We start from the raw sequence: 26298 nt of genomic DNA on the forward strand, positions 1-26298 counted from the left end.
AACACTCACTCCCCTCACTCTCTATTAATAATTGACCCACTTCTTCTGTGCGATCCATTGGCCCAGCGTAATCAGCAAGACGAATATGAACAGCACAACGGCAATGGATGATGCGTAACCTACCTTTAAATTGACGAAAGCTGTGTCGTATAAGTACCAGACCATCATCGTTGTAGAACCAATCGGCCCCCCTTGAGTCATGACCGCAATGATATCAAACACCTTGAAGGTAGCGATAATACCGGTTACAAGGAGAAAAAAAGAAGTTGGCGATAACAATGGAAACGTAATCCTTCTAAACTTTGTCCAAGCATTAGCCCCATCAATATCCGCCGCCTCGTATAAATCCTTAGGTATGGATTGAAGACCCGCAATGTAGATAATCATGTTAAAGCCTATCGATATCCAAATCGAAATCATCATTATGGAGATCAGTGCAAAATTCGGATCCGCTATCCATTTGGGTGGGTCGGTGATCCCAACCGCTTTCAGCATTTCATTGATAGGCCCATAGGAAGGCTGGAACAAGACTTGCCAGACCACCGCCACTGCCACCGTCATGGATACATAGGGGACAAAATAAGCGATTTTAAAGAATCCTTTGAAGTACACGTAACGATCAATTAGTACCGCAAGCACCATGGATACCAGCATATAAATCGGCACCGTCAATAGGAAAATAAAGTTGTTGCGTACCGATCTGATAAACATCTCATCCTGAAACAGATTGATAAAATTCTGAAATCCCACCCAACGAATACCGTCAAAACCTTGGACAAAGTTCCAGTCTGCAAAACCAAGTACCAGTGTAGCGATTATGGGTATCAGCACCAGTATGATTACCCCGATCAGCATCGGACCCACGAAGAGAAAACCTGCCAAAGTCTCCCCCTGCTGCAGTGACCATGCTTTGCGCTTATCCGCCGCCTCCGGTGGCTTTTTCGATATCATTTCAATATTTTGCCCCATGTTTACACCCCAATTGTTTTCTAATAGATTCACGTTTGAACATGTATTTATTATAAAAAAAATACCGTCAGCACTTTGACGGTATTTTGATCATATTCAGTATAATTTTGACTTGTTGCCTGAATTACTTCTTTTTCTTGCCCTTTGCTCCGCGTTCACTTGCTGCTACAAGCTGCCCGTCATAGGTATAAACTACATTCTCCTCCAGCCGTTCTCCCTGTAAATGCTTACGTACCAATGATTTGGCTAATTTCGGTGTAATCTCCTTATACCATACTCCTTCAGGGTAGGCTATAACCACACAAGCATCCGAGCACCTACCGTTGCAGCGTGTCACCGTTGTATGAATTAGACTCTGTGCACCCTGCTTCTCGATTTCTTCCTCTATCGCTTCAGCTACTTCTTCACCTTTATGTTTCTTGCAGCTGCTTCCGTTGCAGATCAGGATATGGCTTGTGGTGCCTTGCAGATTCCAGGTTGTCATGGACGATAGTCCCCCTCATGCGATAATCCTTTCAATCTACCTGCTTGATTGCATGCTGTCAATGGTTACTCTCCAGTATTCATGGAAATAATAGCTGAACCGCTAAATAATAAGGAGATTACGAAAATGAAAATTCTGTTAGTTTATTTCTTGCTCGGAATATTAACCGCCTCCATGATTTTAGCTGTTGATTTAGTTGCAGGAATGGACCTAGCTATGGAGTACAATACCATTCACGCCATCTTTGTTACCACCACTATACAGGAGTACATATATATGATCGTGTTCTTGTCGCTTCCCTTTGTAATTGCTATCCAGAGTTTCTTAAAAAAGCGAAGAGAGGCCAAATGATTAGCTATCGGTAGAGGCCGAACCTTTTGCGAATAAAATGCACAAGGAATAGCAATACGGGAATAACCGCACATAGAACAGGCAAAAAGTATTTCAGGAAAATTTTCCCTTCATCCATATGTATCGGATAATTCTCTGCACTAAGATAAGAGCTGAATAGAACAATAACACCTATCGGTATTGCCAGTTGACGCCGATCCTTCACCTTAAATAAGTCCGCTGCCACTGCGGTAGCGGCGAAGCAGTAAATAGTCATCTTAAAAAAAACTCCAATGATCAAGGTTAGAAAAACCAAGGCATCCAACCGCTGAATAAAATTGGCCAGATCAACTAATGTAATCGTTGTGAAGAGTGGAAAGGTTGCCCTCCCGTATATGTTGTCCCCAAGTACCGAAATTTCAATGGCATGGATGAAGCTTAGAACAAACCCGCTTAACAGGATGGCTGCAACTCCCGATTTCTTAGCTACATGCGACTTATTAAGATGTGGAAAAATCGTTGTGAAACACACCGCTTCGCCAAATGGAAAAATCAAAATATTCGGATATGCGGATTTCAAAGCATCCTTCCAATCCTTAATATGTAGAGGAAATAAATTCCTTAAGTCGATAAGACCTGCAGCGATAATAACAATAGTGCTGACCAAACCCATAAAAAAGAGAATGATCAAATAGATTTGTGCTGTTCTGGCGAAAACCTCTATACCTTTCATTAACATATAAATAACAACTACAATCATTAATGCATCAATGATAAATACCGGCGTTTGATCATAAGCTGCCGATATTAGCAAGCTCCCCGATTCTCGGAGATTTCTTGAGCCATTAAACAAAAGAGGCGGGATATACAATAGACTCAACGGCCAACCTATATATTTACCTAATATTTTTCGGGTATATTCACTGATAATCATATCGGGATATTGTTCATATAAATAATTATAAATCAAATATAGAAGCACACCTCCAGGCAACGCCAGCAGTATGGATACCCAAACCGCATGTCCACTTTCAAGACCAATGGGAACCACGAGTGCTGTACCCATTTCAAACAGAATGATCATTGCGAATAGCTGCCTTGAATTAATGACCTCTTTTTTCATAGGAACATCACCCTTCCCCCATAGCCTTTATTCTTTATTGGACAAGTATGGCTTTAATCGCATTCCCGTAGAGAGAATATACGACTCCACTTTCACATCCAATTTCCCTGAGGCAAATAAAGTATCCCAATTCCCGCTAACTTTTGACCATACCTCAGGCTGAGTACGTTTCAATTCGGTACCAAATTTGAAAATATCACTTTTCATACGTTGGGCTGCCTTTAGAGCATCTACTACTTCGGCCTTCGTCTCTTCTTCCAGCAGGTTTTCTAACTTCACAATTTCCTCTCTCTTGGTGAAATCAACAAAGCCCTGAGTCTCGTCTACCTTTCCCTCTTCCTGGACAGTTACATGGAAAACTGGAACCCCGTCCTGAACATCAACCTTTATCTTCGTTTTGGAAAATATAATATTGATGGCAATTGCCTTTTTATCTTTTTCGGTAAAGATATTAATACTGGTTTCTTTTAATTTATTCTGAGCCCATACTGCTCCTCTGGCCTCAGAACCCTCAAGCCATCCCTTTAATTTCCCATCTTTAAAAACTCCTAATCCACTCATAACTACAAGAGTCTTTACCTCGGTTTGTTCGAGATTCGTCTTTTTCATTCCCTCTTCCGTATCCCCGGATGTTCCAACACCGCTAATAGACAGTTCCCCCCCTCCAAGTACTGTATTTATTAATTCAAAAACATTCACATCACGACTTTCTCCCCATAAACCCGCTGTGTTCCTGGATTTTTTAGCTAAACCCACAGCCGGTAGATTCTCTATTGGAACAAGCACTTTTAAAATAGTGGAAGCGTCCGTATCTTTGGTGATTAAAACCGATGAAGTTAGCCGAAGCTCATGTGATCGTTCAAATATATCAAATAAATCTTTAATACCGCTTCTTGCCATTTCTTCCCCTACAACTACAAGTTGAGTATGGGCAAAAAACAACTGTCTGGATGCTTTTCTAGAGGTTTTACGCAGCGCTCCAAATATAGTTCGATCTCGTGAAGAGTAAATGGTTACCGTAGATTCTGATGTGCTTGCTCCAGTACTAGTTGCCGTTGCAGAAGGATTAACGACTTGGAAGGTAACTTTAAATTCATCTGAACCGGGCACCTTATCAATACCTATACCGGTAACGATTGCTAATTCATTTAATTCTCTGCCGTTTAAGCAGCTTGTCAGCAGTGACAAGAGCCCCAGATAAATAATTGTACGGATCATCCACTTTCCTTTCATTTAGATCCCCCGTTTTTTTTATTCATTTCTAATCTTTTTTTATTCTTTTGACTCACAAGACGCGGGCGCGTTTTCATGGATTGAAAGGGCGCACGTATAATGGTATCCTTCTGATCCTCCGGGATAAAAGGGGCTGCTGGGGACAAATAAGGAACCCCCAAGGATCGCAGGCTGCACATATGGCCAATCAACATGATTCCGATTAGAGCAATACCGTACAGTCCTATAAATCCGGAAACAAACAAAATGAGAAAACGGAGAAGACGTATAGATAGAGCCATATTAAATGAAGGCGTTGCAAAGCTGGAGATCCCTGTTATAGACACCACGATGACCATAGCAGGAGAGACAATTCCGGCTTGTACCGCTGCTTGCCCTAGAACAAGACCCCCAATAATGGATACCGTTTGTCCTATTTGGGACGGCAGACGAATACCCGCTTCACGAATGATCTCAAACGTAATCTCCATCATGACTGCTTCAATAAAAGCCGGGAAGGGTACTCCTTCTCTCTGTGAGGCTAAGTTTATCAGCAGCGGGGTAGGAATCATTTCCTGATGGAAGTTCACAAGAGAAATAAATATTGCAGGGCCAAATAACGAAATAAAAAGGCATACAAATCTTAATAATCGAATTAACGATGAGATGTCAAATCGTTGATAATAATCATCTACAGAATGAAAAAACAAGAAAAAGGTGGCAGGCGCAATCAAGACAAAAGGGGTTCCATCCACGAAAATAGCGATTCGGCCTTCCAGTAAATTTCCGGCAACACTATCCGGCCGTTCCGTATTAAATACTGTCGGAAACGGTGAATATATTTTTTCTTCAATTAATTGCTCAATGTATCCCGATTCCAATAATGCATCGATTTTAGTATCTTTGAGATTGGTTCTTAATTGCTTGATGGATTTATCATTAGCAATCCCATTGATGTACATAATAGACACGTCAGTTTGTGTAACTTCGCCGATTTTAAAAGACTCCACCCATAAATTCGAGCTTTTAATACGTCTGCGGACAAGAGAAAGATTCGTCCCAATGGCTTCTGTAAAACTTTCTTTAGAACCGCGAATGGCGACCTGAGTAGTGGCTTCCGATACCGCCCTAACTTCTCCGCCGCTTGTATTTCCGCTTATGGCTTCTACTGAATCATCAATCAATATCACCGTTTCACCAGATAATAGGGCAGCAAATAACACCTTCCAATCTTTTATGATTTTCTCTTCACCAATGCTTAAGGCTTTTTCTTTTATATAATTAAAAGCATCTGGTCCCGATGATACCTTCTGCTGACCTTCTGCAAGTGTATTCAGCGACATAGCATGACTAATAAATTCATCCACCATCACCTTGTCCACTAATCCATCGATATATATAGCTGCAACTTTAATCTGGGTCTGTATAATTGTAAATTTTCGTATGATTACATCCGGACTGTTTCCAAATTTCCCAGTGACTTCTTGAAGATTCTCAGCCAATGAGGTATAAATCATGCATTGGTCTTCTTTGTTCTTTGGCATCATTTTACACCTCCTCGATTTACTATTTGCTATCCCCTCTTTTTTTATACAACATATGGAACATAGAGAGGCCTGGTTGTGCTCAGATAAGAAACACAAAAAAATCCCGATCCGGCTCTGTTTGAGCCCATCGGGATTGCTAACCAAAACTTTTCCATTATTGCAACTTCTAATAAATATCACGTTTCTTCAACTTTTCAAACATGTATTCGTCGTTTTTCAGCTTGGAGATCTGCCCCATTCCAGTGAAAATAATCAACGGTACCATCATTAACCCATAAGCATAGGTGAACTTATTCATATAGAAGCACAAGATAATAGCCGCAATATTTATGATTAATAAACCGAAAGCAATCCTGGTCAACACTTTTTTCATAATCCATTCTCCTTCTTATGGCTTGTCCAGACCCATTTCCTTTAACATTCTATGAGTATATCTCCTGGTGTAAATCAAGTAAAACAAAACCTGAAAACCCAGATACATACCCCCTAGTAGCAACGCTTCTATTAGAGGTTCTACAACCTTGCCCACCTCGACTTTTATCTCAGACACAAAATAAAAGGTAGAAAGTACAATACCGAGCACATAGGGGAAGAAAAAAAGAAGCTTAAACGGTTTAACAATTATTTTCGCCGCTTCCTTAGAGGTAATACCTATTCTTGTCAACTTCCAGAATTTGATCTTCTCCCTTTCCCAGTCGGTTAGTATTCTAAAATGCAGGAGTACACCTGATGAGAGAAAAAAAAGCAGCCCTTCGAACGTAAATAACATAATGCCAAATTCACCAGCTTGCTTAAACTGAGTATACGTGGCGATTCTGGATTCTGTTTTAGATATAACGGCATCATGACGGTCATTCCCATACCATGACTCCGTATTCTCTTTATTATATTTCACTAATGCAGCATATAGTTTGGCATCTATTTCAGCCGTCTTCTTCCAATTCTCAAAATTAAGAAGATGGATATAGGAAGTTCTTTTCACATTGGCTGTTTTAGTGTCTGTATAATCCTGTTCATTCAGGACCACATAAAGCCCGTTCGAAACTATCGGGATACGGTTAAATAACATCTTCGCTATAACGCCTTGGGAGACGAGTGTTTTTTCCCCAGCAGGACTATCCAACTTGTAAGTACGCATTTCAGGGATTTCCCCTGTGTAGCCTTCACTTTGGTCATATAGAGACAAATTCAGAAAGTGACCTTGCTCCACCTTATAATGACTGCCTATTATCGTATTCAGATTCTGGTCTGAGAATACTTTAAACGGTTGTAGATCCATAAACTCCAGCACCTGATGAGAGCTTAGCGGTGTTTCACCATTGTCTATAATCTGACCCAGCGTTTCTTGAGGGATATGATTCTTTCCCAGCAGCTCGGCATAAGCGATGTGATAGGGATTTTGTATAGTAGCCCTTTTAAGCGTATCTAGAGTGAAATATATTGCTATGCTATTGAGCATTAGGCTAAACGTGACTAGAATCGTGATGAGGAATAGTACGATTTTGGATTGACCGAAGGAATATCTTATATCCGATACAAAAAGCATGTTTTTATGATTATTCTTACTGAATCGTTTTAGAGCTAAGGAGATCCAATCACTAAGACTGGACATGACTAAGTATACTCCAACGAAACAAATGATTAGGCTTCTGAGAACTAAGTTGCCCTCTTCTGCAGTACGTCTAAGCCAATCCACTGCAGCGATAGCTACAAGTACGGTACCGATGATTCCAGGTACACTGCCATGGATCAAGCTGCGATCTGCAGTTCGGGCTTCTTTTAACAAATTCACAATGCTGTATCTTAGAGTTAGCACTAGATTGCATGCAATGACAACGCTATAGATGATTACAAAAAAAATGACAGTGTCCTTATAACTTTCCATCGTCAGTCTAAAAGAGATATCTTGGACATCAACGATTAAGGTTACCAAGCCAAAAAAAATCCCCGAAAAGAGAGTTCCGAGCCCTAACCCGGTGAGGATGGAAGCCACAGCGATCATACCATTCTCAAATAAAATCATCTTGCGTATATTATGATGGGTCATGCCGAGCACCATAAACAACCCGTAATCACTCTTTCTGAACTTCACAAAGGCAGTTTGCGCATAGACAAGGAACAACACAGCGAAGACTTTAAGTATAAGAGTCGGTGCGTATAGATTACCGGATATCATCCCGTTCACTTTGTATGAATCCATGAAGTCAGGGTTGTTAGACAGCGTGGCGAAGGTGAAGAAAATCATGATCGTAAAGCTGCTGCACAGAAAGAATAACAGATACCTTCTAAGGTTCGCCTTAAAGATCTGAAAAGCCATTCGCCTAAAGGTCATCTTCTCCCCCTCCCATAAAAGCCAAGCTCTCCAAAATGGTGTCAAAAAAGGCCTTTCGTTCACCCTCGCGGACCCTTTCGAAGCCGATCTCTCCGTCTTTAATGAAGACCACCCTTTTGCAAAAGCTGGCGGCAAACGGATCATGTGTAACCATGACGATCGTTGCTCCTTTTAAAGAATTAAGCCTGGAGAAGCATTTCATCACCGTACTCGAGGACTTGGAATCGAGATTGCCTGTAGGCTCGTCCGCAAATATAACATCTGGATCATTGATAATAGCTCTGCATATGGCGGCTCGCTGCTGCTGTCCCCCTGATACGTTATAGGGATATTTGTTCTTTACCTCATCTAAATCGAACAGGGACAACGTCTCGTCCGTTTTGGCATTGATCACTTTTACCTCTTGTTCGTCCAGAACCATGGGCAGCATTACATTTTCTCGTAAGGTCAGACTATTCAGCAGGTTGTAATCCTGAAAGACAAATCCCATCCGCTGCCGACGAAAAAGTGCTAGCTCATCCTTGGACATCTCCTCTATACAGCTCTCCGAGATACGAACGGTTCCGCTGTAATCCGCATCAATCCCGCTAAGGATGTTCAGAAGCGTAGTCTTCCCGCTGCCTGAAGGCCCCATAATGGCAATGAATTCACCACTGTCTACGCTCAGATCAATTCCGTTCAGTGCCTTGAATACATTCGATTTGTTACGGCCCTTGCCCTTGTATTCCTTAACAAGGCTTTCTACTTGCAGAATAGACATTCGGAGTCACCCCATCTCCCTAAACTCATCCCAATACTATACAACTTTAGGTATTTTTGTTACGTTAACTTTTTCACATTAGGTAAGTTATTGTAATTCCTAAAAAGCCCTTCTATAATCTCAGTAGGCTCATAATAGCGTTATAAGGAGATTAATCCATGAAATTAAGACGGTATGGAACTACAGGGAGATTGGTTTCAGAGGTTGGATTTGGGGGCTTGCAGCTAGGTAACCAACAGGATTGGAAGGCCATGGCTGATCCTGAGGCTATAGCGCTCGTACATGAAGCTCTGGACAGAGGAATTAACTTCTTCGATACTGCACCGAATTATGGACGTGGTAAAAGTGAGGAATTGCTCGGCAAGGCGTTGCTAGGTAGGCGCAGCGAGGTTGTCATTAATACCAAATTCGGTCATACAGCGGATGGCCGTACGGATTATTCTGCGGACACATTGAGAGCATCAGTAGAACAAAGCTTATCTCGCCTGCAAACCGACTACTTGGATTCTATACTCATTCATAATCCACCTTTTGATGTTCTGGACGGAAAACACGGTCATTACAAGGTTCTTGAGGATTTAAAAAGCGAAGGAAAAATATTAGCCTACGGAGTTTCGGTAGATTCCACTCGTGACATGCTGGAGGTCATCAACAAAAGTTCCATCGGAGTTATGGAGGTGATGTTCAACATCTTTTATCAGGAGACTGCAGAGGCCTTTAAACTTGCGCAAGAGAATGATATTGCCCTAATTATCAAGGTTCCTCTAGACTCCGGCTGGCTTTCAGGGAAATACAACAGCAAAAGTACGTTTGAAGGTGTTAGAAGCCGCTGGTCCCCTGAAGTCATAAGCAAACGCTCCGACCTTGTTGAAAAGATACAGTTTATCACCGACAAAGAAACCACGATGAGCATGGCTGCGTTGAGGTTTATCCTTTCCTACCCTGAAGTATCTACAGTTATCCCCGGGGTAAGAAACAGCGCCCAGTTAATCGAAAATATCTCTGCCGGCGCTAACGTTATGCCGAAGGATCAGGTCAAAAAGCTACAGGAGTTATGGGAGACGGATATCAAGTTTCAGAACCTCGGTTGGTAACTATTTAACTCACCTTTGATTGGCGGATATTTGCTTTTTCAGAAAAGTTAATAGGGTTCTTGCGATGTGCTAAAATATACCCCCATAAAGAAGCAGTAAGCTGTTGAAACAGCATCCCCAGCACAACGGGAACCGCTACAGGCGCTGGAAAATAAGAGACGGCCAAAACGGCTCCGGCACTGATGTTGCGCATGCCTCCGTTAAATGTCATCGCCACCACAATATCCTGATCCCATCGCAGCATCTTGGCGGTCAGGAAGCCTGTGGCATAACCCGAGAAAGCCAACAAGAGGATTACGGCGCAAATGATAAGCAAACTGACGTCAAAGCTCCGCAGGTATGGAGCAACCACTGAACCGTTAATAGCCACAACTACTCCAAGTCCTAGCTTAGAAAAAGGACTCAACCGCGGTCCCCACTTCACTTTTATCTGCCCACGTGTCCACTCGTTAAGCAGCATCCCAAGAATAGAAGGTAAAACTACCATTACTAACAGACTCTGCATAATAGCTCCCGCATCCATCTCAACCTGCGCTCCTACCAGCAAGGATAATGTAAAAGGTACGATTAGAGGCGATAACAGCGTGTCTACCAGGATGATGGCCAGGGTCAACACTGTATTTCCTTTATAGATGGATACCCAAATAAAGCTGCTGATTCCGGTTGGTATGGCAACCGCAAGAACGAGCCCTGTTATTGTAAAAGCATCCCCCGCAAAGAAAACATGACCCAGAAGCAGTGCTAAAAAGGGTACCAGGACATGTAAAATTACCATTGTGAGTAATAAAGGAAGCGGTCTTCGGATCACCGTAAAAAAGTTCCTTACATTCGAGCTAATACTTCCCGAGAATGTGATAAAAGCAAAGATCCAGGTAGATAGATAAGCATAACCGGACAAGTGAGTGCCCAGAAGTACCCCAATAAGAACACTGGCTGGTGTGATAAGCGGCATTGCCTTTTCTAATCTTCGATTTAGCGTATTCAACATTCGCAATCTACTTCCTTCGGACTTGATTTTCCTATAATATCACAAAATGAGTCACTAACATTTAAACGTGATATACTCAATGATATTGATAATCATTCTTGAAGAAGAGGTGGCATTTGTGAAACTGAAAGATAGAGATTATAAGAACATGCCAGGACACTGAAGAAGAATGGAAGCAATTACTCATTCAACATGGTTTTAAGATTATCTCTGTGCACACTGCACCTATGCATTTGCTTCATCTACGTCGTCTGATTGAGGATGAAGGATGGAAAGGGGTTCTAAAATTTACCGTAAATATTGCTATTATTCGAGAAGCAAGACTGAGAGTCCTGAAGATGCGACAGCAATTTGTAAAACACGCAACTCATCTGCAAGGGATCAGTATCATAGCTGAATTATTACCTGAGGAGCAAACATCATGAAAACCTTCTATGAAATATTAACCCCATATTATGATGAAATATTTCCTGTAAATGACAAGCAGGTCAACTTTCTGTGCTCATACTTCCCCAACGGATCTACCCTGCTTGATGTAGGTGCAGGAACCGGCAACACAGCCATTGCTATGGCAAGGGCTGGCTATAAGCTAACTGCGGCGGAACCCGAAGATCGCATGACAGATAACATGAAGGAAAAAGCGAATCTTAACAAAATCCAAATAAACGTGATACCGAACAGCATGCAACAAATATCCCAGCTAAGAGAAACCTTTGATGGTGTTTATTGTATCGGCAATACTCTCCCGCATTTGGATAACTTCCAACAAATATGCACATTTCTTCAAGCAGCCTATGACAAGCTGAATAAGCATGGAAAGCTGGTAATTCAGACTGTGAATTTTGAGAAAGTATTACTACATCAACATTATTCCTTCCCTCTGATACAAAAAGATACCTTCACATTTACCCGTCAGTATGAGCTTCTAGATAATAAAATAATGTTTACTGCTATTTTGAAAGATCAGTCAGATACCCATTCGAATACATTACCTCTTTACCCCATTACAAGAACTCAACTACAGAACGAGCTGGAGAATTGCGGATTTCATTCTATAGCTGTGTATGGAGATTATGGCAAGTCGCCTTATAACACAGAATCATCAGGTCTAGTAATTTCTGCTGTTAAATAAGAATATGATACGGACTATATTAAAAAAGGGGGTGTTCCAGCAGCCATTTTTATGGCTCCGAAAGACACCCCCTCTTTCCGTTCACTGCGCTATCTGCTCACGTATATTCGCTAGAATCTTCTTTTCCAACCGGGAGACCTGCACCTGTGAGATTCCCAGACGGCTGGCCACCTCCGACTGTGTCTGATCACGGTAATACCGGAGGTAGACGATCAACCGTTCCCGTTCACTTAAAGCACCGATAGCTTCATTCAGAGCCAGCTTGTCGAACCAGCGCTCCTGTGATTCATCAGCGATTTGGTCGATCAGTGTAATCGGATCGCCATCGTTCTCGAACACCGTTTCGTGGATCGAAGTCGGCGGTTTGTTGGCTTCCTGAGCAAACACGATTTCTTCCGGTGTTACTCCCAGCGCTTCCGCAACTTCGTTGATCGTTGGCAAACGGTCCAGCGTTTTGGACATTTCATCCTTCATCTTACGCACCTTGTTGGCCATTTCCTTCAGAGAACGACTCACCTTCAAGGTCCCGTCATCACGAAGAAAACGTTGGATTTCTCCGATGATCATAGGTACCGCATAAGTGGAGAACTTGACCTCATAGCTGAGATCAAACTTATCAACGGACTTCAACAGCCCGATACAGCCAATCTGGAATAAATCATCAGGTTCATAGCCACGGTTCATAAACCGCTGAACTACCGACCATACCAGACGGATATTGCAGCTTACAAGCGTATCTCGGGCCAGACTATCTCCGGCCTGACTAAGTGCGATTAGACGTTTAACCTCCGCATCGTCCAAATAGGTCGGCGGAGCTTTTTTTGTTTCTGCATCCATGGCTCCAACCCCTAATTGTATAAAGCTTTTTTCGAGACGATGGTTTTCTTCATTGAAATGGAGGTGCCGTGACCCGGTTCACTAGTGACTTCAAACTCATCCATGAAATTCTCCATAATGGTAAAGCCCATACCTGACCGTTCCATTTCCGGCTTCGACGTGTATAACGGTTGCTGAGCAAGCTCTAAGTCTTCTATTCCCCGTCCCTGATCCTCAATGGTTAGATGCACAGTTTCATGCTCTATGGATGCAGAGATGGTGACAATTCCGTTCGGATCACTGTCGTACCCGTGGATGATACAATTGGTGACAGCCTCTGATACAACCGTCTTCAGATCATTCAGCTCTTCCATGGTCGGATCAAGCCGGGTAACGAAAGCTGCCACAACTACACGTGCGAACGATTCATTCTCCGACATCGCTGCGAACTGTACATTCATGAAGTTACTGGCTTGGCTCTTATTCATAACGCAACCTCCAAATCCGAGAGTGCAGCACTCTCGTCGTCATATAGGGGCATAATCTTGAACAAGCCCGACATCTCCAACAGCCGCCGCACGGGTGCAGTCGCATCGCATACTACCATCTTGCCGCCTTTACTGCGAATCAGCTTATATCTTCCGAGAATAACACCTAGTCCCGAGCTGTCCATAAACTGGAGATGCTTCAAGCTGAGAACCAGATGTTCTACCTGACCCCTCATAATCGCTTCATCCATATCCATACGTACATAATCAGCTGCGTGATGATCCAGTTCCCCTGATAACCGGACAATCAACACGCCCCGGTGATGTTCCATTTCCACATAGGAATTCATGCTTGCCACTCTCCTCTTTGTTGTGCCTTCAAGGACAAGGTTTTCTACGTAGCAAATCAGGAATCCTGCCTCCCGACAAAACTAGAAGTAAACCCCCATGAAATTACAAAGGTTAAGCGGAGAATCTACAAAATAACTGAATTAATCTGCAGTGAATAACGATCCTGCCGTCCGCTTGAACAGCTTCCACCAACCTGCTTTGGCGACAGCTTCGCCTGCTTTCAAATCATATTCCTTCATTACAACTTTTCCTTGATAGACAACAAGTTTGCCGACAGTCTGTCCTTCTGCTACGGGCGCCTTTACACTTTCAGGTAAAATAACCTCATGGCGTATTCCCTCCTGTGCCACACCTTTTTTCAAAAGTATGCTGTAGGTTTCCTTTGCTGTAAGGGGTATCTGAGCTTTGACACCCTTCTCAATAGCTAAGGTTCCCATCGTGTCTCCTACTTTATGAATGGTGTGCACCTTATACTGCGAGAACAGATAATCGAACATCCCTGATACTTCACTATTTCGGGTCTTGGTATTCGGTTCACCCAGTACCACGGCCACGGCACGCAGTCCGTCTCTCGCTGCAGTAGCAGACAAGCAGAATTTAGCCTCAGAAGTATAACCGGTCTTCAAACCATCGGCTCCGGTATAAAAGCGTACCAGCTTGTTAGTATTTACCAGCCAGAATGGTTTCTCGGAATCCTTGCGCAAATAATCCTGATAAGCACCGGTATATTTGATGATCCGCTCGTGCTTAAGCAATTCGCGACTCATTACCGCAATATCATGTGCAGAGGAATAGTGATTCTCAGCAGGAAGACCATTACAATTGGCAAAATGGGTGTCCTTCAGACCTAGCTCCTCAACACGTTTGTTCATCATATCTACAAAGGAGGTTTCCGAGCCGGCAATTTTCTCAGCCATCGCCACAGATGCATCATTACCGGAAGCCATCGCAATGCCTTTCAGCATCTCATCAACGCTCATCTCTTCACCCGGCTCCAGGAAGATCTGAGAACCGCCCATTGAAGCGGCATACTCACTCGTCCGTACCTTGTCGGTTAACTGCAAGCGCCCCTCATCCAGGGCCTCTACGGTAAGCAGCATCGTCATAATCTTAGTAATACTCGCCGGAGGCAGCTTATCATGGCTGTTCTTCTCATAAATAATGGTGCCAGTACCTGCATCAAGCAGAATTGCCGAACGCGCTCCAGGGGCCAAATCTACCGTAGCTGCTTTTTCAGTCGAACTCTTGCTCTTCTCTTCCGCAAAAGCCGCCGAAGCTTGGCTAAAGGGTCCGATAACAATACAAAGCACAAGCAACATTGTAATTACATAACCTAGTTTTTTCACAATGGTTCCCCTCCTGAACATTAACCTTCATTTCACAGTTACTGTGTTCCAGTTTCGTCATAAAGGGAGAAAATTATTCCATTTCCCTGCAAATCATTTATGATAGATGTAAATAATTAATTATCGTTCAGAAATTGGAGGAGTTCAGTCATGCTGCCGGGAGAAATAGAGAGTACATTAACCCAAATTGCTATTGATAACAGATTTAACGGAGTGGTCAGTGCAACCTGCAACGAGCAGGAAATCGTTAAGGGGGCTTTTGGGTACGCAAATAGGGCCGACAATGTTCTAAATACCCCGGACACTAGATTCGGGATCGCCTCTGGCTGTAAATTGTTCACGGCAATTGCCACTTGTCAGCTCGTAGAACAAGGAAAGATGTCTTTCGATAGCAAGATAGCAGAGTGTCTAGCTGAAGTAGCCATCACCCATTTCAGCAGTGAAATTACGATTCATCATCTGCTGACACACACCTCAGGCATTCCGGATTATTTCGACGAAGATATCATGGAGGATTTTGAAGAGCTATGGATAACACAGCCTATGTATGGCCTACGCCGCCTTGAGCATTTTCTTCCACTGTTTCAAAACTCTAAGATGAAGTTCTCTCCAGGCGAGCGGTTCCATTATAATAATGCTGGATATATCCTTCTGGGCCTTATCATTGAGAAGTTTTCTGGAATGGAATTTTCAGACTATGTCGAGAAGTATGTGTTTCAGCCCTGTAAGATGGAACGCTCAGGCTACTTCTCCTTGGATCAACTGCCCTCCAATACAGCACAAGGCTATATTGAACATGATGATGGGTCTTGGCGCAGCAATATTTATTCTATCCCTGTAAAAGGGGGCTCCGATGGCGGTGCTTTCGTAACCGCTCCAGAGATGCTTTTATTCTGGGAGGGGCTATTCGCTTATAAACTTCTGAGCCCAGAGCTTACAGCTTTGCTGCTCACTCCCCACATTTATGTAAAGAAGGAAGAGTACTATGGGTATGGAGTCTGGATTAGCAAAAGGGAGCAAAAGATTTTAAAATTTCATGTGATGGGTTATGACCCCGGTGTCTCCTTTCACTCGGCGATATATCCGGATTACGATGTAAAATTGGCGGTAACCTGTAATACGGGTAGAGGTGCCTATAAAATAATGAACGCTATTGAGGAAGGACTCATTAATTAGAGGGGGGGGGAGAATGATGAAGTACCTGTTGAGTTCATTTTTCACTCTACTACTAATAGGATCTTTAATTACTGGCATAGCTAACGCAGATTGGGCTTTTAATGTTGTTGTATACGATGGAAATAGCTATATCCCATCAGATATTCAGGTTGATTCTAAGCAAATTGGTGCAAAAATTGGGAAGGTAACTTATTATTCTGACGTAGAAGGTACCTACTCCGGCAATTTCTCGAACACCTATCCTAAAGGCACCGAATATTACTCTATTAATAATGTGGATGTTATGGATGCTATTGCGGTTAAAGTAGATAATAATAAGTTCATATTGGCAAATTTCGAAGGTAGGTATGCAGTGAAACCGTACAGCTGGAGAGAGTTATCACCTTATATTCTTGTAATTGTAGTTCCCTTATTAGCATTCATTGCCTATTTCATAAATAAGAAAGCTTACCGTAGACACCCATAATCTAAAAAAACACCACCTTTAATCGAATGTATCGATAGAACGGTGGTGTTTTGCGTAGCTGTTATAGTTAAACTTATGTGTCCAGCCTAACCTAATACCGGGTTACGCCGTCTTTTGTGACAAGTGCATAGACTAAAGGCTGCGGAGCTACCGGTTCTGGAGTAATACGGTAAGCTTCAAGCACCTTGCTCACCGCTTCGCGAACTTTACTCTCACTAGCGTCATTTACATGCAATACGGCCAGAGTATTACCTTGTTCAACGGCATCTCCAACTTTTTTGGACAAGTGAATGCCCACTGCCAGATCTATCACAGATTCCTTTGTTTCACGGCCCGCCCCAAGCAGCATCGCCGCAACACCAATCTCTTCTGCCTGAATACCTTCTACATAACCGCTGGTTGCAGCTTTTACTTCGATAAAGGTTTTGGCTGTTGGCAGTGTATCCGGGAATTCGATCTGGGATGCATCCCCGTTTTGTGCGCCAACCATTTGCTTAAACTTCTCCAGTGCCGAGCCGTCTTCAATGTGAGCCTTCAGGATTGCCCGGGCTTCCACGTCATCTTTTGCTTTGCCGCCAAGCACCAGCATGTGACTGCCTAGAATCAGGCAAACCTCTTCCAGATCCTTAGGTCCGCGACCCATCAGCGTCTCAATACCCTCTTTAACTTCAAGAGCGTTACCGATGCCAAATCCAAGCGGCTGATCCATATCACTGATGACCGCTACGGTGTTGCGTCCCAGATGAGTACCGATATCTACCATAGCCTGTGCAAGCTCAATAGATCGATCCAGAGTTTTCATAAAAGCACCGCTGCCGGTTTTGACATCGAGAACGATGGCATCCGCCCCTGCGGCAATTTTCTTGCTCATTACAGAGCTTGCGATCAGTGGAATAGATTCCACAGTCGCCGTTACATCACGCAGCGCATAGAGTTTCTTGTCTGCAGGAGTGATATTACCCGACTGTCCGATTACGGCTGCGCCGATTTCACCGACTTGAGCGAAAAAGCGCTCACGGTCCATCTCTACAGAGAAGCCTGTAATAGATTCCAGCTTATCAATGGTACCTCCCGTATGCCCGAGTCCGCGTCCGGACATCTTGGCAACAGGGACTCCAGCAGCAGCTACCAGCGGAGCCAGGACAATCGTAGTCTTATCGCCTACACCGCCAGTAGAGTGCTTGTCCACCTTAATCCCTGCAATAGGACTCAGATCGATCTGATCACCGGAATTTGCCATTTCCATGGTTAAATCTCCGGTTTCCCGGGCGTTCATCCCTTGGAAATAAACAGCCATTGCCCATGCTGAAATCTGATAGTCGGGGATTTCTCCGTTGCTGTAGCCTTGAACCAGATATGCAATTTCCTCACGGGTTAGCTCTCCGCCGTCTCTTTTCTTCTGGATGATATCGACGGCTCTCATACTTCAACCTGTACTTCGCGTACGAAAGCACGAACCAATCCGATAAATTTAGGTTTTGTAAGATTCGCTACCTTAACTACCTGCTCATGAGTTAACGGCTCTAATTCCTCACCGATTGCCATATCTGTAATGCATGTTATTCCCAGTACCCGGAGTTGGCTATGGCTGGCTGCTATGACTTCAGGAACCGTGGACATGCCAACAGCATCGCCGCCGAGGTAAGCGAGCATTTTAAGTTCAGCCGGTGTTTCATAGGTAGGTCCGCTAATGCCTGCGTACACGCCTTCTTGAAGCTCAAGAGTTTCGCCTTGCGTTCCTTTTACTTCTATAGCAAGTTTTTTGGCAAGGGCAATATATTCATGATCATAAGCCCGGGACATATCAGGGAAGCGAACACCTAGCTCTGGATCATTAGGTCCGATCAGTGGATTGTCTCCTGTCATGTTCAAATGGTCGGTAATCAACATTAGATCACCAGCTTTGAACGCTTTGTTCATACCGCCCCCGGCATTGGTAATTACGAGCGTTTTGATGCCCAGCTTTGCTAGAACGTAAACCGGAAGTACAACCTTGCGCATAGCATATCCTTCATAGAAGTGAAAGCGTCCTTGCATAATTATAACGTCCTTGCCTTCCAACTTTCCGATGACAAAGCGGCCCGCATGGCCCACAACCGTAGATTGTGGGAAATGTGGAATTTCTTCATAAGGCAGGTAGACTGCATCTTCAATTTGGTCACCAAGATCGCCTAGACCCGAACCCAGAATCAATCCGATGGTTGGGGAATACGCACCCAGTTTAGATTTTACATATTCAGCGGCTTCCTTAACTTGTGCGCCGTAAGCGACAGTGGCTGTTTGTGTCATGTATTTTTCCTCCTGAATTAAATGATGTGTAATTACAATCTACATTTTAGGAATAAAACCCAGTACCAGCTTCAAGAAGTGCTCGCGCACCCGCTCAGCCGTTTCCATAACCTCGCTATGATTCAACGGTTGATCTAGAATACCTGCAGCCATGTTCGTGATACAGGAAATCCCAAGCACTTCGATACCGGCGTGGCGGGCAACTATAGTCTCGGAGACTGTGGACATCCCCACTGCATCTGCACCTTGGCGGCGCAGCATAACGATCTCTGCCGGAGTCTCATAGGTAGGTCCAAGCAGACCCGCATATACGCCTTCCTTGAACTCAAAGCCCTGTGCTGCTGCCGTTTCTTTGGCAATGTTGATCAGGCGGCGGCTGTATGCGGACGACATATCGGGAAATCTCACGCCAAGCTCGGCATCATTTGGACCTGTAAGCGGATTATGACCCGTAAGATTAAGCTGGTCGGTAATCAGCATAAGATCACCTGGAGTGAAGCTCATGTTAACTCCGCCCGCTGCATTTGTTACGAGCAGGCTTGTAACTCCCAGCTCTTTCATAACGCGTACAGGAAATGCGGTGACTTCAGGTCCATACCCTTCATACATGTGAAAGCGACCCTTCATCATTACAACACGGCGTCCTTCAATCTTGCCGATTAATAGTTCACCTTCATGTCCTTCTACTGTAGACACAGGAAAATGTGGAATTTCATTATATGGAATACTGATTCCTTCTGTAATCAGATCGGCCAGAACACCGAGGCCAGAACCGAGAATCAGACCGATTTCCGGTGCCTCCGGACTTTTGCTTTGAATATAAGCGGCTGCTTCTTGAATTGTACTTTTACTTACTACGCTCATTGATTGTTCCCCCTATGTCTATTTCAATTCTCCTAAAAAGCTTGTCCCGTACTGCGGCGCTTTTGCACCAAAGTTATCGGCTATCGTTGCAGCAACATCAGAGAATGTTGTTCTAATTCCAAGGCTGTCCGGTTGGTTTAATCCCGGGCTATACACAAGTAAAGGTACAAATTCACGTGTATGATCCGTCCCGCTATGGACAGGGTCATTCCCATGGTCGGCTGAGATGATCAAGAGATCTTGATCACCAAGCGTAGACATAATCTCAGGCAGAGCCTCGTCAAACACTTCAAGGGCTCGTCCGTAACCCTGTGGATCGCGGCGGTGTCCATAAAGGGAGTCAAAGTCAACCAAGTTCGTAAATAGAAATCCATTAAAAGGCTTCCGCAGTTGCTCAATCGTAATTTCCACACCATGCTCGTTGCTCTTAGTAGGATAGGATGCTGTAACCCCTTCACCTGTGAAAATATCATCGATCTTGCCTACAGCAATCACATCCTTGCCAATATCAGCCAAAGCATTCATAACCGTCGGCTCAGGCGGCTTCACAGCATAATCATGACGGTTCGAGGTACGTGCAAAGCTACCCGGTTGTCCAATATAAGGGCGGGCAATTACGCGGCCTACGGAGAACTCGGGAGCCATCGTCAGCTCACGGGCGATTTTACAAGCGCTATATAGTTCCTCCAACGGGATAATATCCTCATGCGCAGCCAATTGAAATACACTGTCTGCTGAGGTATACACAATCCATGCACCTGTCTTCATTTGCTCCTCGCCGTATTCAACGAGAATCTCGGTGCCTGATGCCGGTTTGTTGCCGATTACTTTGCGGCCTGTTGCCGCCTCAAATTTCTCGATCAATTCTGCTGGAAATCCATCAGGATAGGTATTGAAAGGGACTTCAATTTTCAGACCCATCAGCTCCCAGTGGCCGGTCATGGTATCTTTACCTACAGATACCTCTTGCATTTTACCGTAATACCCCGTTGGCGAAGTGACCGGTGCAAGCGGTGGCAAAGGTGCAATATTGGCAAGTCCTAGCTTTTGCAAGTTGGGCAGCTTCAGACCGGGAACCTGTTCTAGTATATGTCCAAGGGTATGAGACCCCGCATCCCCGAAACTTATAGCATCCGGTGCCTCACCAATTCCAACACTGTCCAAAACAATAAAGCAAATTCGATTAAAAGAGGACATTCTTGTCTTCACTCCCTCATAATATGCATAATTTAAATTTTAGAATCCAACAAGAAGAAACGGTTTGCCGTTTCATACAGACCGGTACCCGCTTCCAACACTCTTATATTACCCTTTTAGGCGTAATGCTTCCCTCATACACGATAAATTTGCTAATTTTCTCAAAATTGACCTTACAAGAACTTGTGAATACACTCCACAATAATAAAGCGTTTTCTAAGGTTATTCACTTGGCTCTGGGGTGATGGCTCTCATAAACTTCCTTCATGTTCCTGCGCGCAATTCCGCTGTAAAGCTGAGTAGTCGATATATCAGCATGTCCCAGCATGTGCTGAACAGAACGCAAATCTGCACCACCCTCCAGCAAATGGGCAGCGAACGAATGCCGCAGCGTATGAGGTGTGATATCCTGAGCAATATCCGCTTCCCGTGCGTACTTCTTTATAATTTTCCAGAAGCCTTGCCGGGTTAGACGCCCGCCCAGACTATTCAGGAACAGTGCCGGCTCCAACACATCCTGACGAAGAAGCTTGTCCCGCATGCTTCCGACATACGTAGCTACACACTCTGCCGCAATATTGCCAATAGGAACCACCCGCTCCTTACCCGCCGAGCCTGAACACCTCGCATATTTCATTTCTGTATGAACGTCTTCCACATTAAATGAAATCAACTCAGATACCCTTATTCCAGTCGCATATAATAACTCAAGCATAGCCTTATCCCGCATACCCTGAGGTAAATTTTCATTGGGAGCGGCCAGTAATTTTTCCATTTCTTGTACGGTCAGCACCATTGGTGATTTCTTATCCGGCTTCATCGTTTCCATCTCCAGCGATGGATCCTGATGAATCAATCTTTCTTTTAGCAAATAATGAAAAAAAGAACGGATGGAAACCGTATTACGGTTAACCGTTGCCGCTGCCCGTCCAGCTTGACGGAGTCCGCCGAGATAGAGAGTCACATGGATTTTCTTAATCTCTTCCGGCATTTCAATACCCCGTTCCCCTACAAAATCCAGAAACTGCGAAATATCCCGCCCGTAAGATTCCAACGTGTTCAAGGACAATCCTCTATCCCTGGACAAATACAGCATAAAGGGTTCCAAGTATGTCTTCATCAATTCACGCTCCTATCTTACGCCGCCGTTCTTAATGGCTCAAGTACAGCACCTCAGAGTGGCCTTACTTTTGAACTTCATTCGACATGCTTCAATCTTTTTCCTGCTTTTTTTCGGACCTCTTCACTCTCCGTACCAGTAATAAAAACGCAAGCGTTCCTTCAGATTCAAATCATTTTCTCTATGGAAATTCTCGTGAAATGCTTTAACAGCAGACCCTTCCGGTATACCGTAATCATTTATAGGATTAATCCAATCTTCAAGTAGGTTCATAACACAATAGAACAGATAACTTATCGCTACGAACATAATCATAAAATACAGACGCCGCAAAGCTTTGGGAATAGAAATAATCATTTGGTTCCCTCCTATAAGTTTTGCGTAAGCAAACCTGGTTTCGTTTCGGGACAACCCGCTCGTACACCTTATGCTTATTAGGAGGTATTTATGTATGTTGCTCTACCGGAGTAATGGATTAAACTATAGCCAAACTGTAAAAGCTCTCTCCGGTAATCTTACCGGAAAGAGCTTTTAGCGGTATATCTTCATCTATGATTACTCCGAACGGTTCCCGTCCGGATTATTCTTGTCCTTGCAGCGGTGACAAATTCCGTGAAAATCAAGTCTGTGATCGAGCACAGTGAAATTGTATTCAACCTCCAGCTTTTCTTCTAGAGGACCTAGCCAATCTTCGCGAATCTCGTCCATACTTCCACATTGCACACAAATTAGATGGTGATGATGATGTTTCGCAGTATCCGTACGCAGGTCATATCGTGCAACACCGTCGCCGAAGTTAATCTTCTCCACAACATGCAATTCACTAAGTAATTCCAAGGTTCGATATACGGTAGCTAGACCGATTTCAGGAGCCTTCTCTTTGACGAGCATGAATACGTCCTCGGCGCTCAGATGATCCTCTTCATTCTCTAGTAGCACTCTTACGGTTGCTTCCCGTTGAGGTGTAAGCTTATATCCATGGGATTGTAGCTGCTGCTTAATTTTATCTATCCGGGCTTCCATTGTCTGCCTCCCCCTAGGAAAAGTACCGCACCGGGCCTCAAACCACTTCTTTCATTATAGGGGGAGTCGGTTTGAGAAGTCAAACGCTTTTACTATCCCGTCAGGATTCCAACTCCCTTGATTTAATCATTTAAATCTTCATTATTCAGAATACTTCTTACGGTCTAACTGTAAAAACGAAATGGGGCAAACTGTACCCCAAGGAAATGCAGTCTTGGGAGGAACAACTCTCCACTTTGCTGAGCTTTTATAAGTATCCTGCGTTAATTAAGGAAGCGATCTACACCTCCAATCCCATTGAGCGAATGAATAAGGAAATTCGCAAGCGACTGAAGCCGATGAACAGCCTGATTCCCATACTCTTTGGGGCGGGGGAACCCCGCCCCAAAGAGTATCCACACCTACTAACAAACTACTGGGAAACTACTTCCTACTCTCTTACGCAAACTTCTTGACGCTACCAAAATCGGAGGTAGCTCCGTGAACTAGATGTATTTTATACACTTATTTCTAGCTTTTGGCGCTCGGATGTATGGATAGATGTACTTTGTGCAACTAAAAACACGAATAAGCCGGTTGAACCCCGGAATATCAAAAAATAAGTGTATAAAGTGCAATTAAACACCCTAAAGTGTGCTATGGGAGAAATATAAGTGTACATTGGAGTCAATTTCATAATTCAAAACCCTTGATGTATAAGGGATTTTGAGCACACAAAAAAGGAGTACCTACCCAATTTCTCGAAGTTTAAGTTACCACACCAAAACGAGAGAAAGAAGGAGGACCCCATGTATAGTATACAACAAGAAGAGCTATTCTCCATGGAAGATTTAATGAACATGCAAGCTGAACCCAAATGTGTGGCAGTACTGGACTATCTCCCGATGAATACGATTCTACGTGCAATTAACAAACGTACGGTGCGGGGACGGCCTGAAGAACTCAATACTCGGGCGATGATTTACTCTTTAGTGATTGGCAAAATGGAGCGTATCCCTTCGGTGAAAGATATCATTCGACGCTTGCATGACAATGAGTCCTTTCGAAAACGTTGCCGGTTTACGGAATCCGATCGAATTCCAAGTGGTCCCGCCTACTCACGACTTACAACAAAACTGCACCAGTGTGGGGTGCTGAATAACGTGATGGACCAGATTGTTGAGCAGGCGATTGCGGAGGGGTTTATTTCTGGCGAAACACTTGCGGTGGATTCTTCTCATTTGGAGGCTTGGGATTGTCATCCGAAAATAAAAGAACAAACGAAACCCAGAAAGGCAGCAAAACCCCAAAAAGCAGCCAAAGCCCTACTTAAAGAAAAACAGCCCGCCCCAATACCCGAAAAACCAGAAAAACCCAAACGGAATAAACGTGGACGGGTACCTCAAACGGAAAAGGCGGCTTGGGAAGAACAAATGGCGGCATACGAAGCATCCTTAACCATCTTCGAGAAAAAAGTAGCAGAAATGCTGGACGTCAGCTACGATGAACTGCTGGCTCAGATGCCCCAGTATCCCAGTACCGGTGGCAAAGGCGACCCCCGGGGAAATGGTCGGATGATGTACTGGTACGGATATAAAGCGAATCTGCTCGTAGACACGCAAAGTCAATTTATAGTCAGCAGTTTGTTTAGTTCTGGGCATGTATCGGACCAGCGACTGGCTATTGTTTTACTGAAAGGGTTGGAGCAAAAATTTCCTCAATTAACGGTGAAGTATGTGCTTGCAGACAAAGGGTATGATTCTGGAGCGGTCTACCAGCAGGCTCGAAGGAATGGAGCCTATGCGTTAATTCCGATGATTCAGCACGCGAAAGAAGTGCCCGAGGGCCAGGATGAAGAAGGCCGTCCGATTTGTAAACAAGGGCATCTCTACAGTTACGATAGCTTTGATGAAAAATATGGAACACTAAAATACACAAGTCCCAAAGAATGTAAAACCTGTACGTTTAGCGACAAAGGTTGCCAGAAAGTACACAAAATTCGAATCGAAACAGACCTTCGCCGGTATACAGCACCGGCGCGTGGAAGTAGCAAGTTTAAGAAGTTATTTAAGAAGCGAACAGCGATTGAACGCGTATTTGCCTACTTGAAGCTTTATTTCAATATGGGGGGTAGCCGTCAGTTAAACACACGTTCCAGGGTGGATTTCGAACTTAGTTGTCTCACCTACAACTTGTGTAAGTATGCACTTGAAAAGCTAAACCAAGAGATCTCAAAAAAGAAGCAAATCGCCTAATTTTTAAAAATAGAATATATGCTTTTGGAGTACTGCAGCTTTAATTCACAGGGCATTATGAAATTGACTCCATTGTGCAACTATATAGATTGAAACCCATATAGGTAGACGATTTGCCGTAGTTGTCGCGGATAATTTGGGAGATACTTCTACTCTCATACACAAACTTCTTGAGGCCACCTCCCCTATTCATAAATTTCCCCATATTAAGAATGCCCTCGGAAAGATTACTCCTCCTCGACAACATTCTTAATGAAAATATATGGGATTTTAATCACCTATGCGAATCAAGACTTAAAAATCAAATAAGGCGTTACCCAGCGCATCATAGCCGGCGTTACCCAAGTTTCAAAGGAAGAAACACCTAAAATTAGTAAGGCCATAGACAAGGACAACATCGTATACATGGCAAAGGGGCGATTAACCGAAGGTCGGCGTTGCCCTAACACCCGGCTGCGGATCATTTGCAAGGAGAATGCGATGGCTGCAGCACTGCAAACCAGCAGTGCCGGAATCAGTACTAAGTTGTGCGGGGCCACGGAAACAAGGGCAAACAGCATGCCGTGCCAGGAATATTGGGCAACCAGAGTGCCGACGGTAAAGCCGATTAGTACTCCTTTTAGAAAATCAAGAATCAGAATGCCTGGCAACCCAATTACGGAAAGTCCTAGAATCCAAATAAGCCCTATCCATTTCAGATGAAGGACAGCGATGGCCCAGAATGATCCCGTGTCGGCAGGAAGCACCTGCTGATCTACTGTAACAAAGAAGCTACCCAAGTACTCACCTAAGTCCTGCTGCTGATCCAACGTCAATGCGCTGACAATAAGAGCACCGAAAATAACCCCTACCAGGAATAAAACAGCAACAAAAATATACAACGGTGTCTGTTCCTTAATCATCAGTCGGATATTTCGCATCTCGGACGTTCTCCTTTACGGTCACATGTTACACCAT

Annotated in this window: 27 protein-coding genes and 1 pseudogene; 7 read left to right on the forward strand and 21 right to left on the reverse strand. The window is 43.9% G+C overall.

Going from position 1 to position 26298, the window contains the following annotated elements; genetic code table 11:
* Nucleotides 1-24: 24 nt before the first annotated feature.
* Nucleotides 25-951, reverse strand: coding sequence for a carbohydrate ABC transporter permease (locus PWYN_RS24575; protein WP_420805827.1), 927 nt, complete (start codon nt 949-951; stop codon nt 25-27).
* Between the two features lie 142 nt (nt 952-1093).
* Entirely contained in the window at nt 1094-1453 is a 360-nt protein-coding gene (locus tag PWYN_RS24580; RefSeq protein ID WP_036657381.1) for a (2Fe-2S) ferredoxin domain-containing protein, read from the reverse strand.
* A gap of 126 nt (nt 1454-1579) precedes the next feature.
* Here PWYN_RS24580 and PWYN_RS24585 point away from each other — a divergent pair, with 126 nt between their 5' ends.
* Nucleotides 1580-1804, forward strand: a complete 225-nt coding sequence (locus PWYN_RS24585; protein WP_036657384.1) for a YczF family membrane protein — start codon at nt 1580-1582, stop codon at nt 1802-1804.
* 4 nt (nt 1805-1808) lie between these two features.
* Here the strand turns inward: PWYN_RS24585 and PWYN_RS24590 are convergent, their stop codons facing one another.
* From PWYN_RS24590 to PWYN_RS24615, 6 genes are all read right to left on the reverse strand, one after another.
* Nucleotides 1809-2906, reverse strand: a complete 1098-nt coding sequence (locus PWYN_RS24590) for a GerAB/ArcD/ProY family transporter (RefSeq protein WP_036657388.1) — start codon at nt 2904-2906, stop codon at nt 1809-1811.
* 27 nt (nt 2907-2933) lie between these two features.
* The gene (locus PWYN_RS24595; protein WP_036657391.1) at nt 2934-4139 is read right to left on the reverse strand and encodes a Ger(x)C family spore germination protein; all 1206 of its coding nucleotides are present in this window, start codon (nt 4137-4139) and stop codon (nt 2934-2936) included.
* A complete protein-coding gene (locus PWYN_RS24600; protein ID WP_036659160.1) occupies nt 4136-5662 on the reverse strand; it encodes a spore germination protein in 1527 nt (508 codons plus the stop codon). Before PWYN_RS24600 ends, PWYN_RS24595 begins: the two co-directional genes overlap by 4 nt.
* 169 nt (nt 5663-5831) lie before the next feature.
* Nucleotides 5832-6038 carry a hypothetical protein gene (locus tag PWYN_RS24605; protein ID WP_036657394.1) on the reverse strand — a complete coding sequence of 69 codons (207 nt, stop codon included), beginning with the start codon at nt 6036-6038 and terminating at the stop codon, nt 5832-5834.
* A gap of 15 nt (nt 6039-6053) precedes the next feature.
* Complete coding sequence (locus PWYN_RS24610) at nt 6054-7997, reverse strand: FtsX-like permease family protein (RefSeq protein WP_036657396.1); 1944 nt, start codon at nt 7995-7997, stop codon at nt 6054-6056.
* A complete protein-coding gene (locus tag PWYN_RS24615; protein WP_036657401.1) occupies nt 7987-8757 on the reverse strand; it encodes an ABC transporter ATP-binding protein in 771 nt (256 codons plus the stop codon). Before PWYN_RS24615 ends, PWYN_RS24610 begins: the two co-directional genes overlap by 11 nt.
* A 158-nt stretch (nt 8758-8915) precedes the next feature.
* Here PWYN_RS24615 and PWYN_RS24620 point away from each other — a divergent pair, with 158 nt between their 5' ends.
* Nucleotides 8916-9851: an aldo/keto reductase gene (locus PWYN_RS24620; RefSeq protein ID WP_036657404.1), complete on the forward strand. Its 936-nt coding sequence runs from the start codon at nt 8916-8918 to the stop codon at nt 9849-9851.
* A 4-nt stretch (nt 9852-9855) separates the two neighbouring features.
* On the opposite strand, the gene PWYN_RS24625 is transcribed toward PWYN_RS24620, so the two are convergent.
* On the reverse strand, nt 9856-10839 hold the full coding sequence (locus PWYN_RS24625) for a bile acid:sodium symporter family protein (RefSeq protein ID WP_036657407.1): 984 nt from the start codon (nt 10837-10839) through the stop codon (nt 9856-9858).
* 421 nt (nt 10840-11260) lie between these two features.
* Between PWYN_RS24625 and PWYN_RS24635 the strand changes: the two genes are divergently transcribed.
* The gene (locus PWYN_RS24635) at nt 11261-11971 is read left to right on the forward strand and encodes a class I SAM-dependent methyltransferase (RefSeq protein WP_036657412.1); all 711 of its coding nucleotides are present in this window, start codon (nt 11261-11263) and stop codon (nt 11969-11971) included.
* An 81-nt stretch (nt 11972-12052) separates the two neighbouring features.
* On the opposite strand, the gene sigF is transcribed toward PWYN_RS24635, so the two are convergent.
* The 4 genes from sigF to PWYN_RS24655 all read right to left on the reverse strand — a co-directional run bounded on the left by sigF (nt 12053) and on the right by PWYN_RS24655 (nt 14945).
* Entirely contained in the window at nt 12053-12808 is a 756-nt protein-coding gene (sigF, locus tag PWYN_RS24640) for an RNA polymerase sporulation sigma factor SigF (protein WP_036657416.1), read from the reverse strand.
* An 11-nt stretch (nt 12809-12819) separates the two neighbouring features.
* Nucleotides 12820-13275: an anti-sigma F factor gene (gene spoIIAB / locus PWYN_RS24645; protein WP_036657418.1), complete on the reverse strand. Its 456-nt coding sequence runs from the start codon at nt 13273-13275 to the stop codon at nt 12820-12822.
* Nucleotides 13272-13625, reverse strand: coding sequence for an anti-sigma F factor antagonist (spoIIAA, locus tag PWYN_RS24650; protein ID WP_036657420.1), 354 nt, complete (start codon nt 13623-13625; stop codon nt 13272-13274). The genes spoIIAB and spoIIAA overlap by 4 nt, the downstream gene beginning before the upstream one ends.
* A gap of 141 nt (nt 13626-13766) precedes the next feature.
* Nucleotides 13767-14945, reverse strand: a complete 1179-nt coding sequence (locus PWYN_RS24655) for a D-alanyl-D-alanine carboxypeptidase family protein (RefSeq protein ID WP_157261301.1) — start codon at nt 14943-14945, stop codon at nt 13767-13769.
* Between the two features lie 177 nt (nt 14946-15122).
* On the opposite strand from PWYN_RS24655, the gene PWYN_RS24660 reads away from it, so the two are divergent.
* Nucleotides 15123-16148, forward strand: a complete 1026-nt coding sequence (locus PWYN_RS24660; RefSeq protein ID WP_052088387.1) for a serine hydrolase domain-containing protein — start codon at nt 15123-15125, stop codon at nt 16146-16148.
* Nucleotides 16149-16161: 13 nt separating this feature from the next.
* The gene (locus PWYN_RS29815; RefSeq protein ID WP_205622794.1) at nt 16162-16614 is read left to right on the forward strand and encodes a hypothetical protein; all 453 of its coding nucleotides are present in this window, start codon (nt 16162-16164) and stop codon (nt 16612-16614) included.
* Between the two features lie 91 nt (nt 16615-16705).
* Here PWYN_RS29815 and PWYN_RS24670 read toward each other — a convergent pair whose 3' ends face one another.
* The 7 genes from PWYN_RS24670 to fur all read right to left on the reverse strand — a co-directional run bounded on the left by PWYN_RS24670 (nt 16706) and on the right by fur (nt 23107).
* Nucleotides 16706-18037, reverse strand: a complete 1332-nt coding sequence (locus tag PWYN_RS24670) for a pyrimidine-nucleoside phosphorylase (protein WP_036657427.1) — start codon at nt 18035-18037, stop codon at nt 16706-16708.
* Nucleotides 18034-18903, reverse strand: a complete 870-nt coding sequence (locus PWYN_RS24675) for a purine-nucleoside phosphorylase (RefSeq protein ID WP_036657429.1) — start codon at nt 18901-18903, stop codon at nt 18034-18036. Before PWYN_RS24675 ends, PWYN_RS24670 begins: the two co-directional genes overlap by 4 nt.
* A gap of 39 nt (nt 18904-18942) precedes the next feature.
* Nucleotides 18943-19767, reverse strand: coding sequence for a purine-nucleoside phosphorylase (locus tag PWYN_RS24680; RefSeq protein WP_036657431.1), 825 nt, complete (start codon nt 19765-19767; stop codon nt 18943-18945).
* A gap of 18 nt (nt 19768-19785) precedes the next feature.
* Complete coding sequence (gene deoB, locus PWYN_RS24685; protein WP_036657434.1) at nt 19786-20964, reverse strand: phosphopentomutase; 1179 nt, start codon at nt 20962-20964, stop codon at nt 19786-19788.
* A 226-nt stretch (nt 20965-21190) separates the two neighbouring features.
* Nucleotides 21191-22084, reverse strand: coding sequence for a site-specific tyrosine recombinase XerD (gene xerD / locus PWYN_RS24690; RefSeq protein WP_036657437.1), 894 nt, complete (start codon nt 22082-22084; stop codon nt 21191-21193).
* Nucleotides 22085-22207: 123 nt separating this feature from the next.
* Nucleotides 22208-22441, reverse strand: coding sequence for a DUF4227 family protein (locus tag PWYN_RS24695; RefSeq protein WP_036657440.1), 234 nt, complete (start codon nt 22439-22441; stop codon nt 22208-22210).
* A gap of 198 nt (nt 22442-22639) precedes the next feature.
* A complete protein-coding gene (gene fur, locus PWYN_RS24700) occupies nt 22640-23107 on the reverse strand; it encodes a ferric iron uptake transcriptional regulator (RefSeq protein ID WP_036657442.1) in 468 nt (155 codons plus the stop codon).
* A 167-nt stretch (nt 23108-23274) separates the two neighbouring features.
* On the opposite strand from fur, the pseudogene PWYN_RS30750 reads away from it, so the two are divergent.
* Nucleotides 23275-23457, forward strand: a pseudogene (locus PWYN_RS30750) (transposase); the annotation flags it as partial.
* Between the two features lie 438 nt (nt 23458-23895).
* Nucleotides 23896-25341, forward strand: coding sequence for a transposase (locus PWYN_RS24710; protein WP_036647382.1), 1446 nt, complete (start codon nt 23896-23898; stop codon nt 25339-25341).
* Nucleotides 25342-25628: 287 nt separating this feature from the next.
* On the opposite strand, the gene spoIIM is transcribed toward PWYN_RS24710, so the two are convergent.
* On the reverse strand, nt 25629-26261 hold the full coding sequence (gene spoIIM, locus PWYN_RS24715; RefSeq protein ID WP_036657449.1) for a stage II sporulation protein M: 633 nt from the start codon (nt 26259-26261) through the stop codon (nt 25629-25631).
* Nucleotides 26262-26298 lie beyond the last annotated feature (37 nt).

It is taken from the genome of Paenibacillus wynnii, assembly GCF_000757885.1.
Classification (GTDB): Bacteria; Bacillota; Bacilli; order Paenibacillales; family Paenibacillaceae; genus Paenibacillus_AQ; species Paenibacillus_AQ wynnii.

Bases quoted from the DNA above. Each gene is read 5' to 3' on its own strand.
- sigF (WP_036657416.1), bottom strand. From the start codon at position 12,808: ATGGATGCAGAAACAAAAAAAGCTCCGCCGACCTATTTGGACGATGCG.
- PWYN_RS24610 (WP_036657396.1), bottom strand. From the start codon at position 7,997: ATGACCTTTAGGCGAATGGCTTTTCAGATCTTTAAGGCGAACCTTAGA.
- deoB (WP_036657434.1), bottom strand. From the start codon at position 20,964: ATGTCCTCTTTTAATCGAATTTGCTTTATTGTTTTGGACAGTGTTGGA.
- spoIIM (WP_036657449.1), bottom strand. From the start codon at position 26,261: ATGCGAAATATCCGACTGATGATTAAGGAACAGACACCGTTGTATATT.
- PWYN_RS24695 (WP_036657440.1), bottom strand. From the start codon at position 22,441: ATGATTATTTCTATTCCCAAAGCTTTGCGGCGTCTGTATTTTATGATT.
- spoIIAA (WP_036657420.1), bottom strand. From the start codon at position 13,625: ATGAATTCCTATGTGGAAATGGAACATCACCGGGGCGTGTTGATTGTC.
- PWYN_RS24575 (WP_420805827.1), bottom strand. From the start codon at position 951: ATGATATCGAAAAAGCCACCGGAGGCGGCGGATAAGCGCAAAGCATGG.
- PWYN_RS24670 (WP_036657427.1), bottom strand. From the start codon at position 18,037: ATGAGAGCCGTCGATATCATCCAGAAGAAAAGAGACGGCGGAGAGCTA.
- PWYN_RS24710 (WP_036647382.1), top strand. From the start codon at position 23,896: ATGTATAGTATACAACAAGAAGAGCTATTCTCCATGGAAGATTTAATG.
- PWYN_RS24590 (WP_036657388.1), bottom strand. From the start codon at position 2,906: ATGAAAAAAGAGGTCATTAATTCAAGGCAGCTATTCGCAATGATCATT.
- spoIIAB (WP_036657418.1), bottom strand. From the start codon at position 13,275: ATGAATAAGAGCCAAGCCAGTAACTTCATGAATGTACAGTTCGCAGCG.
- PWYN_RS24605 (WP_036657394.1), bottom strand. From the start codon at position 6,038: ATGAAAAAAGTGTTGACCAGGATTGCTTTCGGTTTATTAATCATAAAT.
- PWYN_RS24660 (WP_052088387.1), top strand. From the start codon at position 15,123: ATGCTGCCGGGAGAAATAGAGAGTACATTAACCCAAATTGCTATTGAT.
- PWYN_RS24620 (WP_036657404.1), top strand. From the start codon at position 8,916: ATGAAATTAAGACGGTATGGAACTACAGGGAGATTGGTTTCAGAGGTT.
- fur (WP_036657442.1), bottom strand. From the start codon at position 23,107: ATGGAAGCCCGGATAGATAAAATTAAGCAGCAGCTACAATCCCATGGA.
- PWYN_RS24595 (WP_036657391.1), bottom strand. From the start codon at position 4,139: ATGAAAGGAAAGTGGATGATCCGTACAATTATTTATCTGGGGCTCTTG.
- PWYN_RS29815 (WP_205622794.1), top strand. From the start codon at position 16,162: ATGATGAAGTACCTGTTGAGTTCATTTTTCACTCTACTACTAATAGGA.
- PWYN_RS24655 (WP_157261301.1), bottom strand. From the start codon at position 14,945: ATGTTGCTTGTGCTTTGTATTGTTATCGGACCCTTTAGCCAAGCTTCG.
- PWYN_RS24585 (WP_036657384.1), top strand. From the start codon at position 1,580: ATGAAAATTCTGTTAGTTTATTTCTTGCTCGGAATATTAACCGCCTCC.
- PWYN_RS24625 (WP_036657407.1), bottom strand. From the start codon at position 10,839: ATGTTGAATACGCTAAATCGAAGATTAGAAAAGGCAATGCCGCTTATC.
- PWYN_RS24615 (WP_036657401.1), bottom strand. From the start codon at position 8,757: ATGTCTATTCTGCAAGTAGAAAGCCTTGTTAAGGAATACAAGGGCAAG.
- PWYN_RS24680 (WP_036657431.1), bottom strand. From the start codon at position 19,767: ATGAGCGTAGTAAGTAAAAGTACAATTCAAGAAGCAGCCGCTTATATT.
- PWYN_RS24635 (WP_036657412.1), top strand. From the start codon at position 11,261: ATGAAAACCTTCTATGAAATATTAACCCCATATTATGATGAAATATTT.
- PWYN_RS24675 (WP_036657429.1), bottom strand. From the start codon at position 18,903: ATGACACAAACAGCCACTGTCGCTTACGGCGCACAAGTTAAGGAAGCC.
- PWYN_RS24580 (WP_036657381.1), bottom strand. From the start codon at position 1,453: ATGACAACCTGGAATCTGCAAGGCACCACAAGCCATATCCTGATCTGC.
- xerD (WP_036657437.1), bottom strand. From the start codon at position 22,084: ATGAAGACATACTTGGAACCCTTTATGCTGTATTTGTCCAGGGATAGA.
- PWYN_RS24600 (WP_036659160.1), bottom strand. From the start codon at position 5,662: ATGCCAAAGAACAAAGAAGACCAATGCATGATTTATACCTCATTGGCT.